We start from the raw sequence: 11,903 nt of genomic DNA, 5'->3' as shown, positions 1-11,903 counted from the left end.
TCATCCTCCATGTGTTCAACGACGTCGGACTGAATGGCCACCTGCCACAGGAGTTGGCTCAGCAGTGCGACGAGGTCGTCGTGACGCTGCTGCAATCGCGTCAGTGGTGCCGGCGCCGTTGCGGCGTCGAACAGGTCGGCTTGCACGAGCGGGAGCGCTCGCGGCGGGGTTGGCTTCATCGACGCCTCCGTGTGCCAGGGAAATGGTCGATGAACATAGGACTGCGTCGAGTTCGCCTCGCAGCGCAAGCAGGCAGCGCAGCAACATCCGCGGAGGCCAGTGCGTGGGCACATCGCCGGCCGCAGGCAGTGTCATCCACTGCGGTAGATGCGCCCTCGTGCCGTCGGGCTGACGGACGATCAGGAAGTCTTCGGCTCCATGCCTGACTCGGCCGAGCACCTCAACTTCATGACCCGTCCGGGGATGGAACGGATAGTTGATGCGAGCCAGCTCTACGAACTGTTCGCGGGCTGTATGTGACTGCTTCGCCGGGCACGGGCAAGACCACCTGGCCACGGCATTGGGGATCTCGGGGCTGAACCACCACGGCAAGCGGGTGCGCTTTTACTCAACGGTGGATCTGGTCAATGCGCTCGAGCAGGAGAAGGCGCAGGGCAAGGCCGGGAGGATTGCCATGAGTCTGGTGCGCATGGACCTGGTGATCCTGGACGAGATGGGGTACTTGCCGTTCAGTCAGGCAGGCGGTGCCTTGCTGTTCCACCTGCTGTCCAAGTTGTATGAGCACACCAGTGTGTTGATCACAACCAACCTGACGTTCGCGGAATGGTCCAGTGTGTTCGGGGACGCCAAGATGACGACGGCACTTCTGGACCGCCTGACACACCACTGCCACATCGTGGAGACGGGCAATGAGTCCTACCGGTTCCGACACAGCACCAAGGAGGCCAAGGGAAGAATCCGGTCACAGGAGCTGGATCGCCGGGCCAAGGCCGCAGCGACTGCACCACCGATGGCCTAAAGCCAGCAGGTCAACATCAAGAGAAGGAGAAAAACAAACTCCGAGCATATAGTTATCCACCGTTGGGCACCAAACGCTCAACCCCTAGCCCCTGGTCAAGATTCAATCGGCACAGGTGGTCAACATTGAATCGGCGCGAACAATCTTGCTCATCGTGCGCCTCAACTCTCCAGGTCGCGCCGCATGCGCTCGTACATGTCGTGGTCGATCTCGCCGCGCGCATACCGCTCCTTCAGGATGTCCAGATGTGCCTCGGCGACCGGGCGAGAACCACCATCGCTGACGTGACCCATGAACAACCAGCGAATCAGCCCGACCACGAGCGCGACGATGATCACCCACCACAGGAACATGAAAATCCACCCGATGCCGTATCCACCCCAGCCGCCCATCATTCCGTAGCCGAATCCTATGATGACCCTCCTTACCTCCATTTGTGAGATCGCATCCTGCGATCGATCGCAACGGCCTGCGGGCTGGGCAAAGCCCGGCGCCGGAGGTGCTCACGACCGCAGGGATTCGGCGACGCGCTGAAGCTTGGCGCGCACCTCGCCGCCGATCCGGTCGACCTCGGGCCGGGCCACCATACTGAGCACGGCGGCGGGGTCCATGAACACGACGCTCGTGGTTCCGGCCGATTCCTTGCGCACGACCACGTTGCACGGCAGCAGGGCGCCGATGTCGGGGTCGATCTGCAAGGCCTGGTGGGCGTAGTGGGGGTTGCACGCTCCCAGGATGACGTAAGGGCGCTCGTCGATTCCCAGTTTGGCCTTGAGCGTCGCTGCCACGTCGATCGTGGTCAGCACGCCGAACCCCTCTTGCTTCAGGGCGTCGGTCGTGGCCTGCACCGTCGCGTCGAAATCCTTGCTGCTGGTCACGGTCAACACGTAAGCGCTCATGATGATCTCCGAGGAAAGTTAAAAACCGAACGACCCACTGACAAGACTTCGTTCAGATCCGCACGCGCCGCAGCCGCAGGGCGTTGACGACGACCGAGACTGAGCTGAAGGACATGGCGGCGGCGGCGATGACGGGTGAGAGCAGGATGCCGAAGACGGGATAGAGCACGCCCGCGGCGACGGGCACGCCCAGGCTGTTATAGACGAAGGCGAAGAACAGGTTCTGGCGGATGTTGCGCAGGGTGGCGCGGCTCAGGCGGCGGGCGCGCACGATACCGCGCAGGTCGCCCTTGACCAGGGTGACGCCGGCGCTCTCCATTGCCACGTCGGTGCCGGTGCCCATGGCGATGCCCACCTGCGCCTGCGCCAGCGCCGGGGCGTCGTTGATGCCGTCGCCGGCCATGGCGACGAAGCGGCCCTCGGCCTGCAGGCGCTTGATCGTCTGCGCCTTCTGGTCCGGGAGCACCCCGGCAATGACCTCGTCGATGTCCAGGTCGCGCGCCACGGTCTTGGCCGTGGTCTCGCTGTCGCCGGTGAGCATGACGATGCGCAGGCCTTCGGCGTGCAGTTGCCGGATCGCCTCGGGCGTGGTCGCCTTGACCGGATCGGCCACCGCCACCAACCCGGCAGTGTGGCCGTCAACCGCCAGGAACATCGCGGTGCGCCCCTGCGCGCGCTGCGCCTCGGCCGGCGCGGCCAGCGCCGCAGTGCCCACGCCGTTGGCCGACAGCAGCGCCGCGTTGCCCAGCAGCACGTGCGCTCTGGCGATCGTCCCGGTCACGCCCTTGCCGGGCACGGCCTGGAAGTCCGTGGCCGGTTCCAGATCGAGCCCTTTGTCCTGCGCACCCTGCACGATGGCCGCCGCCAGCGGGTGCTCGCTGCCGCGCTCGAGGCTGGCCGCCAGGCGCAGCACCTCGTCGGCCGCGAAGCCCTGCGCCGGCACCACCTCCTGCAACCGCGGCCGGCCCTCGGTGAGCGTACCGGTCTTGTCGACCACCAGGGTGTCGACGCGGCGCAAGGTCTCGATCGCCTCGGCGTTCTTGAAAAGCACTCCGGCGGTGGCTCCCTTGCCGGTGGCCACCATGATCGACATCGGCGTGGCCAGGCCCAGCGCGCAGGGGCAGGCGATGATCAGCACCGCCACCGCGTTGATCACGGCGTAGGCCATCGCCGGCGCCGGGCCGAACATCGCCCAGACGGCGAAGGTGACCGCGGCGATCACCACCACGGCGGGCACGAAGTACGCCGAGGCCAGGTCGGCCAGCTTCTGGATCGGCGCGCGGCTGCGCGAGGCCTCCGAGACCATGTGCACGATCTGCGCAAGCAGGGTGTCGGCGCCCACGCGCTGCGCCTGGACGACGAGCGCGCCGCTGCCGTTGACCGTGGCCCCGACCACCTTGTCGCCCGCACCCTTTTCCACCGGCATGGGCTCGCCGGTGATCATCGACTCGTCCACCGAGGACGTGCCCTCGACGACCACGCCGTCGACCGGAACCTTCTCGCCCGGACGCACGCGCAGCCGGTCGCCCACCTGCACCTGCTCCAGCGGCACGTCGGCCTCGCTGCCGTCGGACGCAAGGCGCCGCGCCAGCTTGGGCGCCATGCCCAGCAGCGCGCGGATGGCCGCGTTGGTGCTGCTGCGTGCGCGCAACTCGAGCACCTGCCCGAGCAGCACCAGGGTGACGATCACCGAGGCTGCCTCGAAGTACACGTCCACCCGGCCGCTGGCCGGGTCGCGAAAGGCCGGCGGAAAGAGCTGCGGAACCCCCTGGGCGACGACGCTGTAGGCGTACGCCACGCCCACGCCCAGCCCTATCAGGGTGAACATGTTGAGCTTCCACGTCGCGACCGAACGCCAGCCCTTGACGAAGAACGGCCAGCCGCCCCACAGCGCCACGGGCGAGGCGAGGGCGAACTCGATCCAGGGATAGGCCGCGGCGCCGGGCAGCGCGGCGGCGCGGATCCCCGGCAGGTGGTCGATCATCGCCAGCGCCAGTACCGGCAGGGTGAGCGCCAGGCCGACCCAAAAGCGCCGGGTCATCGACACCAGCTCGGGGTTGTCCTCGTCCTGCGCCTGCACCGTGAGCGGCTCGAGCGTCATGCCGCAGATCGGGCACGAACCGGGCGCGTCGCGCACGATCTGCGGGTGCATCGGGCAGGTGTAGCGCGTGCCGGAGCCGCGGGACGCGGGGTGTGCGTCGTGCGGGTGCACATGGGTCGTATCGTTCATGGCGTTCGCTCCATCGGGCGGGCCCGCGCATCTCCGACGGCGGCCCAGCAAGACCAGTCTAGGTCGCCGGCGCTTTCAGGCAGATGACCGGACTATTACGTCCATGTCATGTTCGCCGCCGACCGACGGTCCGCGTTGCCGCCGGGGCGCAGGCGAAGCAACCTACCACGTCCGCCCGGCGGCGGCGATCTGCTTCCAGCTCCGGCCTCCGTCGAGGGAGAGATAGACGTCGCGCCGAAAGGTGGCGATCGCCAACTCGCCGTGGCGCGCCGGGTTCTGCGCGACGTAGGCGACCGCGTCCTCCCGCAGCGGCGGTAGCGTGACGGCCTGCCGCGCGCCGGACCCGCCGGCGAAGGCGATGCGCGTCAGGTGCGGCTGGCCGTCGTAGCTGCCGTACCAGAGATGCTTGCCGTCGAGGTCGAACGCCACCGACAGAAACTGGGCGTTGCCGGCGACGGCGCGGAAATGCGCGCCCGCGTCGGTGGACAGGTACAGCCCGCTCTTGGTCGCCGCGGCAACGATGCGCGGATCGGTGGGATGCACGGCCAGCGCGAACACCTCGCCCTCGAGGCCGTCGGCGGCCGCTTGCTTCCAGACGAAGCCGTCGTCGAGCGTGCCATACAGACCCGGCTCGGGCATGCGGCTGTTGGGCCCCATGGCCATGGCGTACACCGCGTTGGTCGCGTAGCCGGCTGCCATCACGTGGAAGTCCGACTCGCCGCGCAGGCCGAGGGTGTGCCAGGTCCGGCCGCCGTCGGTGCTCTTGACCAGGCCGATGGGATTGACCACGTTCGTCCCCGGCGCCGGGTGGCCGCTGCTGTAGAACGCTGTGCGCGTGGCGGTAAAGCCCATGTAGTCGTTGGGCGCGCCGGGCAGCGTGGACCAGCGACCCGCCGAGTACACCGCCACGCCGTTGTGGTCCGGGATGTAGAGCCTGGTGCCGTCGGGGCTGAAGGCCAAGCCATGCACGTGCATCAGCTCGACCGGCGCGCCCGCGGCGGCGATGCCCGCCACGGCCGGCATCGCCGGGCCGGCAGCCCAGGCCGGAAGCGTCGTCGCGGCTACGGTCAGCAAGGCGGCTGCAAGCCGCAGGGTGGGGAAGTGTTTCATTGCAATTCCTTTTGGGTTGGGTTCAAAAAAAAGCGGAAAAAAAGTGGACTGCCTCAACGCACCGCGGCGGTCAGGGTCGCAGGCGACAGGCAAACGCCCTTGTCCTCGCAGGCTTGCACGCGCACCAGCACCTGCGTGCCGCGCAGACTTGCCAGGCCGGGCAGGCCGATCTGCGTGCCGTCCTCGTAGACCAGGATGTCGCGGCCGTCGATGCGCAGGCCGATGGTCGTGCCGGGCGGATAGCTCGGCCGCAGATCGAGTGCGCGCCCGTCGCGCAGTACACGCACCGATGCCGGGATCAGGTAGGGCGCCGAGGGCGGATTGGCGTAGACGTGCCAGCCGCGGGCGATGTGCAGGATCACCGTCGCGCCGCCGGTCGCCGCCGAGACGCTTGCGCTCACCTCCGACGCGGAGTCGGCTGGCGCGGCCGCGCCGGCCGTCGAAACGGGTTGCAGGGTGGAAAGCCGCTCGATCAGCGTGCCGGCGGTGAACAGCCCGGAAAGATGCCCCACCTCGCGTCCGTTGCGATCGAGGATCGCCAGGAACGGAATGCCGGCACCGCCATACCTCGCCAGCAGCCGCTGCAGGATGGGGTTGGGGCGCGTGAGGTCGGCCTGCAACGGCACGGCGCCTGCCGCGCGCACGGCGCGCGCCACCGCCGGGTCGCGGTACACCGTCTTCTCCAGGATGCGACAGTTCAGGCACCACTGCGCGGTGAACTCGACCAGCGCCGGCCGATGCAGCGTGGCGATGGCGCCGACGCCGCCGGCGCGCAGCGGCTGCCACGGGATGCCATGTCCGGTCGCGGGCCAGAACCCGGCGCCCAGGTAGACAATGGCCAGCGCCGGCATGCTGGCCAGCGCCGCGGCCCAACGGGTGCGCCGGTCGGAGGCGCGCAGCGCGGTGACGGCGGCCCACAGCACCAGCGCGGCGAGGAAGGCAATCCACGACGTGTCGGCCACCCATGCCGGCAGCAGGCTCTGCGCGAAGAAGACCGCGCCGCCCAGCAGCAGCCAGCCGAAACTCTTGCGCACGACCTCGGCCCAAGCCCCGCCCCGCGGCAGCCGGGCGAGCAGGGCGGGCCGCAGCAGCAGCGCGACGTAGGGCAGCGCCATCCCCAAGCCGATGGCCACGAACAGCGCCACGATGTCCGCTGGCGGTCGTGTCAGGGCGAAGACCAGCACGCCGCCCAGCAGCGGGCCCGTGCACGGCGTGGACAGCACACCGCCGACCAGACCCGACGCGAACGGTCCCAGATGGCGGGAGCCGCCCACCCGCGCGATTGCCGCCGGCACCGGCAGGCTGCGCGCGGAAAAACTCGCCGCCGCCAGCACCAGCATGACCACGACCAGCCCGACCAGCACCGCGCGCGACTGGAACAGCACCCCCCACTGCAGGTGCAGCAGCGCGGTCGCCAAGCCCAGCGCCGCGAAGAACGACACCGAGCCGAGAGCGAACAGGGCGGCGGACACGGCCCGCGCACCGAGTCCCTCGCCGGCCCCGCGCAGGATGGTTCGGACCTTGATGGGGATGACCGGCAGCACGCATGGCGTCAGGTTCAGCAGCACGCCCGCGCCGAGGGCCAGGGCGATTTCGAGAACAAACGACGAATCCATCGCGGCGCTCATGTGGAGGAGGCCAGTTCGCGCTGAATCAGGCGATCGAGTTCGGGAAAGTCCGGCTCGCCCAGGATGCGCTTGACGATGCGCCCGCGCTTGTCGACCAGGAAGGTGGTCGGCGTCAGCCGCACGCCGAAGAACGCGCGGGCCACGCTGCCGTCGGCATCCCGGGCGACCTCGAACGGCAGGTGCCGGGACCGGGCGTACTGCGCGACGTAGTCCGGCGGGTCGTAGCTCATGGCCACGGCGACGAAGGCGAAATCCCGCCCCTTGAAGCGCTGGTCGGTCTGGATCATCTGTGGCATTTCCTTGATGCAGGTGGCGCAACTGGTCGCCCAGAAGTTCACCAGATAGACCTTGCCGCGCAATTGCGCGGTGGTCAGCTTCCTGCCCGACAGCAGGACGAAGGTCGCGTCCGGCGCCGCAGGGCGGTCGGTGAGGGCGACATAGGCCGTGGCGGCCACGGCGACCAATGCGGCGGCCACGCCGGCCGCAACGATGAATCGCGTACGAATGCGCATGGGAAAACCTCGATCGATTGTTCACGGGGACGGCCGCGGCGGATGCCGGCGTCCCCCGGAAGGGACGGCCACACGGCCGCCCCGCAGTGAGGCGTCGGGAGATTCAGGCCCGGGGCGGGCGGTAGGGTGCGGCGCGCGGCGCGCTGGGGAGGCGCCGGTCGTCGGGTTGTGGCACGGCCGCCGCAGCAGGGGGCAGGAAGGACACGGCCGGCGCCGAAACCGTCGCCAGCGTCAGCCCGCAGACGGCATAACAGGTCGACTGGCCGTCGGCAAGACAACCTGCGCCGTGAGGCGCGAACGGACGCGGCGGCGCGGCGAGGCTCCTGGCAGGCACGGCTGACCCGTGTCCGAACGTTGGAGCCGCATGGTCGCATGCGGTCCCAGCCATCGCCGTGGCGGCCGCGGGCATCAGGGCGTATTCCCAGCCGTGCAGTGGCAAGATTGCCAGTACGAAGGCGATGAAAGCGATGCGCAAGGCGCTCATGGGTTTGGGGAAGTGGGAATGGCCGGACCGTTACACCGAAAATCATAGGCCCTATGAATTCCCCGACGCGGCCGGGGCTTCCTCGCACGGGTGGGAGCGGGAAGCGGCGAGATCGCGTCGGAGATTCCGTACCTCCTCGCGCAGCAACCGCAACTCGTCCTGGATGTCGCACTGCGCCTTTTTCTCGCCCTCGCCCACGAAGAACGCGGCGATGCCCGCCGTGACGAGCGAGAACACCGCGTAGCCGCCGATCACCACCAGCACGGCCAGCGCCCGCGAGGCCGCGGTGGTCGGGACGAAGTCGCCGTATCCCACGGTGGCTGCGGTGGTGAACGCCAGCCACACGCCCTGGCCGTAGGTGCGGATGGTCGGCTCGATCCGGTAGAAGCCCACTCCCGCCAGCAGCACCGCTCCGGCCCCCAGCAGCATGGCGTAAGGAATCACGCTGTCGGAGAACACGCGGCGGACATGGCCCAGCAGCCAGGCGAACACCAGGGCGATGTAGAGCAGATGGAGCAGGTGGACGATCGGCATCCAGCCCCGGTTGGCGCCGAGCAGCGCCAGCCCCGAAACCAGGACGATGAAGACCTTGAGCCAGTTGGCCGCGAGGTAGCGCCAGCGCCTGCGGCACAACGCCGCCGTCAGCGCGGTCTCGGCGGCGAAGGCGGCGAAGATGAGCGCGTCGATGCGCAGCCCCCAGCCCGCGTACAGGGCATTGCCCTGCAGGTCCTCAAGGTAGAACGAGGGCATCGCCAGCAGGGCGATGCCGATCATCCACGGCGCGGCGAACCTGCCGAGCGCGCGTGCCGCGCGTCTCTCGCCCGCGGGAACGCGGTTGAAGCCGATCCACGACGTGCGCGTCTTCATGCCGTGCCGACCACGGTCAGCTCCGCGGCGGACGCCGCTTCACCGCCCATGGGACGCGCCTTTGTCTTTGTAAGTCGCGGGTCTGGCGGCAGGGGCAGGCTGCCCGGCGCCGCACTGGCCAGCGGCTTTCAGATCGGCGGTGTCCCGGTACACGACCGTGATCCAACCCAACGCCTGGTGCGGCGGCGAAATATTGTCAACGTAGGAAGCGAAGATCACCTGCGGATTGCGGATGCGCTCGAGGTCCACGACGCAGGTGCACGCCGTACCCTCCGGATCGAGCTGCACCTGGCCTTGCTCGAGCCGGTTGCCGATGAACAGGTTCTCAACGGTGGCGAGGATTTCTTCGCGGCTGAGGAAGAAGTAGCTTGACCACCAGCGCTCAAATTCAAGAGAGCGTTCGCGCTCGGTATCGACATTGGCATACAGGTTGTAGTTCTTTTGCCACCAGGTGTTGACCGGGTTCAGGCCCTCGAAGTTTTGCACCAACCAGGCGCTGTCGAGCCGCCCGCCACCAAGGTCAGCCATCAAGTGCGTGAGCCACTCGCCGCCCAGCAAGCCGCCAGCCAGCCGCATCGGGTTCACGTCTTCGGCGCCGGCCCAGTACGACAGTGGCGAGCCGTTGAGCACCGCCGGACCGTCCAGCCCCTCGTATTCGGCGGCCAGCAGCGCCGCCGCCCAGCCGCCCTGGCAGTTGCCGTAGAGCACCGGTGCAACGCCGCCGTGGCGTCGCCTAATTTCCTCGACAAACGCGCGCAGCGCATGGATCACGTCACCGAGCGTCTGGCCCGGGCAAGGCTGAGGGAAGAAGCTTGCGAAATAGGTCGGATGGCCCTGGTGCAGCGCCACGCCAACCTCCGAGTCGTGCTTGAATCCGCCAATGCTCGGACCGTGGCCGGTCCGCGGATCGATCACCAGCAGCGGCCGTAAATCCTGCCGTTCGAAGTCGTTCGCGTGCGCGGGGTCGCAGCGCGTGACGAGCAGTTCGTAGTTGACGGGTTTGTCGAAGTCGCGCGCATCAAGCACGCGTTCATGCTCGAAGTCGAGCAAGGGCGGCTGCCCTGCGCGTTCGTGCGCCAGCATATTGGCGCCACGCTCACGCAGCACGTCTAGAAAGAGCACGCCGCGCTGCACGGAATCGACGTCATAACGCCATGCATCGATCCACCCCCAAGTGGTGTCGGCGCTGCTTGCGTCTTTGACACGCCAAGCTCGAGGGGTGAAGCGCTTATTGCCAGCATGGGTACCGATTTGGCGGCTTTCGTGGCACTCTCCTGGGCTTCGTCTTAAGGGAGGCGTCAAGGCCGGCATGGCGCGGGCAGCGGCTTGCCGGCCGGTAGCCCGCTTGGTGATGTTGTGTTGGGGGTACACATGGCCTGCTCTCCGGCATGCCGCCTCATTGGGTCAGCTTGGCGGCAAAATAGTTGAACAGCGGGCCAAAGATCAGCGCCACGAACCAGCCATAGCCGAAGCTCTCGGCAAGGCCAAGCAGGAAGCTGGACCAACTCAGCCAGATGAAGCCGGGCAGCAACCGCAGCCAACTGCGGTACATGGCCTGCCCGGGAAAGAGGATGTCGAAGGCGACGCAGGCCGCGAAAGTGATGGCTAGGAAAATCCCCAGGCTCATGCCCAAGGCGGCCACGGGAAGGCGTGGGGTATTGCTCGGGCGCCACGTTTCAGCAACCATGGGAGTGCTCCTTCGGTTGGTTTGCGGGGCCGGCCGATGCGCCCGCGTAGCGCTCGGGCGCGGCCTCGAACTGCTCGCGGTGCTCGGCCGAGCAGAAGTAGTAGGTGCGGCCGCGGTAGACGCTCGACTTCGCCGTGGCGATGTCCACACTCATGCTGCAGACAGGATCGACGGCGGATTGCAGCGGCGGCGGTGCGCCGCCGCCGGCCGTGCTGGCGTCATGATCGTTGCGATCCCCATGGCCACCGTGATCTCCGTGGCCATGGCCCATGACGTGCGCGCCGCAGCCGAAGCGCATCATCAGGAAAAACACGCCCGCAATCAGCAAGAAATACAGCAATGTACTCATGATGCAGCTTCCTCAGTTTCCGCCGCAACGCGGCAACGACGATTCCCGAATCGATACAGACGACATCTGATTTTCTTCACGAGAGCTTAGGCGTTTACAGCTTTCCTGGACATGACCGCGCCATGACATTGGCGTCATCGACTGGTCATGTTCAAGGCAAGATCGGTGGAATATTTCCGGTAAAAAGTTGTCGGAGCGGCATGCTTCCCAAGACCACGAAGCGGCCGCTACTCCCGATCGGCGCGGTGGCGTCGGCAAATGCAGGTTTGAGCCATCGGCAAAATTGCCCCAGTTCCGGCGCCAGCCATCTGCTGAGCGGCGCGGATATGGCGAGTCCGGGAACGGCGCTGAAGCGAGCAGCTCGGTGAGAATGCCGGCATACCCTCGTGAGCAAATCACAGTCCAGCGATGACGGTCCGACAAAAGCCCTAAACCAAGGGAATCGCTGCACTGTGGCACTGACAGAGGCGATTGCCATCATCGACTTCGGTTCGGCCACGCAGATTGGGCGCGCCGTGATGCAGCCCTGAAGCGAGCAGTTGGGGGAACGTAAGCCATGGCAGTCTTCCTCACTGATCGCCGTCGATGGCTGTGAGCGAGCGACGCTGGCGCGTTCGCACCGACCGGCGCGCTGGGGCATCAAACAGCAAACGCATCTTTCTCGTACAGATGCCTGCAGCAAGCTCGAACAGGCTGGCGGTGCTCATGCGCATCGGCGGCATGGTTGAGCAACTGCCGCTTGCACTCGACGATCTGGGTGGGATGCATTCCTTCGTGAGGCAACACGCCGGCCAAAGATAGTTGACGCTGCCCACGGTGGGCCTGGCCGAGCACTCAAGGTGGGCTTGGCGTGTCTTCGCGCGCTTTGAGAAAAGCGACGCCACGTTCTCAATGTTGTGGTTGCTCCTGCGCAGGGCTTACAGCGGGCATGACTGCCGCACTTTGCGACAAATCAAACGGCAGCCCAGCGTTTAACTTGAGCAGAGCGGCTGATCGTGCTGCATCGAAATGCGTCAACAGCAGTTGTTGTTCCGCAGTCAGGGCGCTACGCCGCGCCATTAACCAATCCGAAATTGGCACCTCGCCCAATTGGTATGCACGCAACATGCGTGTGCTCGCTTGGGTCTGCACCTGCGTGGCTTGTTCTTGCGCCAGTGC

At 67.2% G+C, this 11,903-nt stretch carries 13 protein-coding genes and 3 pseudogenes; 2 read left to right on the top strand and 14 right to left on the bottom strand.

The genetic code is table 11. The features are described 5' to 3' along the window. Positions 1-15 precede the first annotated feature (15 nt). Positions 16-399 (bottom strand): hypothetical protein, encoded by a 384-nt coding sequence (locus ACYCUK_RS03425; RefSeq protein ID WP_461593432.1) that lies wholly within the window; start codon positions 397-399, stop codon positions 16-18. Between ACYCUK_RS03425 and ACYCUK_RS03420 the strand changes: the two genes are divergently transcribed. After that, the gene (locus ACYCUK_RS03420; protein WP_461593521.1) at positions 328-480 is read left to right on the top strand and encodes a hypothetical protein; all 153 of its coding nucleotides are present in this window, start codon (positions 328-330) and stop codon (positions 478-480) included. The genes ACYCUK_RS03425 and ACYCUK_RS03420 overlap by 72 nt on opposite strands. A gap of 10 nt (positions 481-490) precedes the next feature. Then, positions 491-979: pseudogene (locus ACYCUK_RS03415) on the top strand (ATP-binding protein); the annotation flags it as partial. A gap of 161 nt (positions 980-1,140) precedes the next feature. On the opposite strand, the gene ACYCUK_RS03410 reads toward ACYCUK_RS03415, so the two are convergent. The 13 genes and pseudogenes from ACYCUK_RS03410 to ACYCUK_RS03350 form a co-directional block, all read right to left on the bottom strand. Continuing rightward, complete coding sequence (locus ACYCUK_RS03410; protein ID WP_461593431.1) at positions 1,141-1,374, bottom strand: SHOCT domain-containing protein; 234 nt, start codon at positions 1,372-1,374, stop codon at positions 1,141-1,143. A 108-nt stretch (positions 1,375-1,482) separates the two neighbouring features. Next, positions 1,483-1,878, bottom strand: a complete 396-nt coding sequence (locus ACYCUK_RS03405) for a DUF302 domain-containing protein (protein ID WP_461593430.1) — start codon at positions 1,876-1,878, stop codon at positions 1,483-1,485. A 52-nt stretch (positions 1,879-1,930) separates the two neighbouring features. Further along, positions 1,931-4,108 carry a copper-transporting P-type ATPase gene (locus tag ACYCUK_RS03400; protein WP_461593429.1) on the bottom strand — a complete coding sequence of 726 codons (2,178 nt, stop codon included), beginning with the start codon at positions 4,106-4,108 and terminating at the stop codon, positions 1,931-1,933. Positions 4,109-4,270: 162 nt separating this feature from the next. Further along, positions 4,271-5,218 carry a F510_1955 family glycosylhydrolase gene (locus tag ACYCUK_RS03395; RefSeq protein WP_461593428.1) on the bottom strand — a complete coding sequence of 316 codons (948 nt, stop codon included), beginning with the start codon at positions 5,216-5,218 and terminating at the stop codon, positions 4,271-4,273. Positions 5,219-5,271: 53 nt separating this feature from the next. Further along, positions 5,272-6,846 (bottom strand): cytochrome c biogenesis protein CcdA, encoded by a 1,575-nt coding sequence (locus ACYCUK_RS03390; RefSeq protein ID WP_461593427.1) that lies wholly within the window; start codon positions 6,844-6,846, stop codon positions 5,272-5,274. Continuing rightward, complete coding sequence (locus tag ACYCUK_RS03385) at positions 6,843-7,358, bottom strand: TlpA disulfide reductase family protein (RefSeq protein WP_461593426.1); 516 nt, start codon at positions 7,356-7,358, stop codon at positions 6,843-6,845. Before ACYCUK_RS03385 ends, ACYCUK_RS03390 begins: the two co-directional genes overlap by 4 nt. A 103-nt stretch (positions 7,359-7,461) precedes the next feature. Beyond that, on the bottom strand, positions 7,462-7,692 hold the full coding sequence (locus ACYCUK_RS03380; RefSeq protein WP_461593425.1) for a hypothetical protein: 231 nt from the start codon (positions 7,690-7,692) through the stop codon (positions 7,462-7,464). Between the two features lie 201 nt (positions 7,693-7,893). After that, positions 7,894-8,709, bottom strand: coding sequence for a potassium channel family protein (locus tag ACYCUK_RS03375; protein WP_461593424.1), 816 nt, complete (start codon positions 8,707-8,709; stop codon positions 7,894-7,896). Between the two features lie 114 nt (positions 8,710-8,823). Next, positions 8,824-9,960: pseudogene (locus ACYCUK_RS03370) on the bottom strand (DUF3141 domain-containing protein); the annotation flags it as partial. A gap of 145 nt (positions 9,961-10,105) precedes the next feature. Next, on the bottom strand, positions 10,106-10,396 hold the full coding sequence (locus tag ACYCUK_RS03365; RefSeq protein WP_461593423.1) for a DUF5676 family membrane protein: 291 nt from the start codon (positions 10,394-10,396) through the stop codon (positions 10,106-10,108). After that, complete coding sequence (locus ACYCUK_RS03360; protein WP_461593422.1) at positions 10,386-10,745, bottom strand: YHS domain-containing protein; 360 nt, start codon at positions 10,743-10,745, stop codon at positions 10,386-10,388. Before ACYCUK_RS03360 ends, ACYCUK_RS03365 begins: the two co-directional genes overlap by 11 nt. A gap of 569 nt (positions 10,746-11,314) precedes the next feature. Further along, entirely contained in the window at positions 11,315-11,452 is a 138-nt protein-coding gene (locus ACYCUK_RS03355; protein WP_461593421.1) for a hypothetical protein, read from the bottom strand. A 181-nt stretch (positions 11,453-11,633) separates the two neighbouring features. Next, a pseudogene (locus ACYCUK_RS03350) lies at positions 11,634-11,903 on the bottom strand (hypothetical protein); the annotation flags it as partial.

It is taken from the genome of Thiomonas sp. (assembly GCF_054608695.1).
This window is presented reverse-complemented; position numbering and strand designations above follow the sequence as displayed.

What these genes read in the sequence shown, in the direction of transcription:
- ACYCUK_RS03375 (WP_461593424.1), bottom strand. Translation starts at nt 8,709, where the DNA reads ATGAAGACGCGCACGTCGTGGATCGGCTTCAACCGCGTTCCCGCGGGC.
- ACYCUK_RS03405 (WP_461593430.1), bottom strand. Translation starts at nt 1,878, where the DNA reads ATGAGCGCTTACGTGTTGACCGTGACCAGCAGCAAGGATTTCGACGCG.
- ACYCUK_RS03390 (WP_461593427.1), bottom strand. Translation starts at nt 6,846, where the DNA reads ATGAGCGCCGCGATGGATTCGTCGTTTGTTCTCGAAATCGCCCTGGCC.
- ACYCUK_RS03385 (WP_461593426.1), bottom strand. Translation starts at nt 7,358, where the DNA reads ATGCGCATTCGTACGCGATTCATCGTTGCGGCCGGCGTGGCCGCCGCA.
- ACYCUK_RS03420 (WP_461593521.1), top strand. Translation starts at nt 328, where the DNA reads ATGCGCCCTCGTGCCGTCGGGCTGACGGACGATCAGGAAGTCTTCGGC.
- ACYCUK_RS03400 (WP_461593429.1), bottom strand. Translation starts at nt 4,108, where the DNA reads ATGAACGATACGACCCATGTGCACCCGCACGACGCACACCCCGCGTCC.
- ACYCUK_RS03395 (WP_461593428.1), bottom strand. Translation starts at nt 5,218, where the DNA reads ATGAAACACTTCCCCACCCTGCGGCTTGCAGCCGCCTTGCTGACCGTA.
- ACYCUK_RS03365 (WP_461593423.1), bottom strand. Translation starts at nt 10,396, where the DNA reads ATGGTTGCTGAAACGTGGCGCCCGAGCAATACCCCACGCCTTCCCGTG.
- ACYCUK_RS03360 (WP_461593422.1), bottom strand. Translation starts at nt 10,745, where the DNA reads ATGAGTACATTGCTGTATTTCTTGCTGATTGCGGGCGTGTTTTTCCTG.
- ACYCUK_RS03410 (WP_461593431.1), bottom strand. Translation starts at nt 1,374, where the DNA reads ATGATGGGCGGCTGGGGTGGATACGGCATCGGGTGGATTTTCATGTTC.
- ACYCUK_RS03355 (WP_461593421.1), bottom strand. Translation starts at nt 11,452, where the DNA reads ATGAGCACCGCCAGCCTGTTCGAGCTTGCTGCAGGCATCTGTACGAGA.